The following is a 949-nucleotide window of genomic DNA, read 5'->3' on the forward strand; positions in this document are numbered from 1 at the left end:
CGTGCCTCGTTCTTAGCCTGCTCGTCACGTGCAGCGTGGTAGCCGCCGTTCTCGCGGAGGTCACCCTCATCGCGTGCCTGCGCGATGCGGTCAACAATTTCCTGGCGGTACGGGCCGGAGAGGTGCTCCAGCTCCTCGGTGAGGCGGTCGAAGGCGTCCTGAGTGAGCCATGCACCGGTGTTTTCAGCCATGTGTGTCCTTTGCTTATGCGCCGGCTCTGCCGGTGCGAAACGAATAAACCCGCTACCGTGCGCCATAGAAAAAGGCGGGGAGGCGGTAACGGAATGAATCAACAGACCTATTCTAGAGCACTGGAGGATTTTCGGCTGTTACGCCGGTCGTATCTTCCCCTCTGAGCGCATCTTCATCGGTACGCATGCCGGTAGCTGAACGTTCTGCCAGCATCAGCCTGTTTCTTGCCCGTGAATCTGCTGATAAGGTGGGGTATTTCAGGATGTCACACGGTGTCATTTGCGCTAGTGCACTGGCGCTATCCTTGGGTATCATACGAGAAGCTACAGCCGTAAAATTTCTGCCGCGTAGTGCTCGCATTTGCGAGTCACAGACATATTATCCGCATCCTGGCGCATCACATAAAGGAGACCACCGTGAGCGAAGCCATTGAACAGCTGAAGGCAAACCTGCCGACTCACCCTCCCGTGGACTCCCTCAAACCGCTGGATGAGAACTACACTGGTCTGCGCATCCTCGCGGTGCACGCGCACCCGGATGACGAGTCCTCCAAGGGCGCCGGTACTGCTTCGGCGTATATTGCCCGTGGTGCCCGCTTCATGGTGGCGACGATGACCGGCGGCGAGCGTGGTGACATCCTGAATGAGGAGATTGCTAAGAGCCCGCGTGCGCACCGTGACCTGCCGGGTCTGCGCCGCGCTGAGATGGCGGTTGCCCGCGAGATTATGGGTATTGAACACCGTTGGATTGGCTTCTT

1 protein-coding gene and 1 pseudogene are annotated in these 949 nt (G+C 58.5%); one reads left to right on the forward strand and one right to left on the reverse strand.

The genetic code is table 11. The annotated features are described in order from the left end of the window. Positions 1-191 (reverse strand): annotated as a pseudogene (locus tag O3648_RS08395) (transcription elongation factor GreA); the annotation flags it as partial. Between the two features lie 417 nt (positions 192-608). Here O3648_RS08395 and O3648_RS08400 point away from each other — a divergent pair. Then, on the forward strand, positions 609-949 hold a 341-nt coding region (locus O3648_RS08400; protein ID WP_371569593.1), incomplete at its 3' end, for a PIG-L family deacetylase.

Source organism: Rothia sp. 27098_8_161 (assembly GCF_041432905.1).
Taxonomy (GTDB): Bacteria; Actinomycetota; Actinomycetes; order Actinomycetales; family Micrococcaceae; genus Rothia.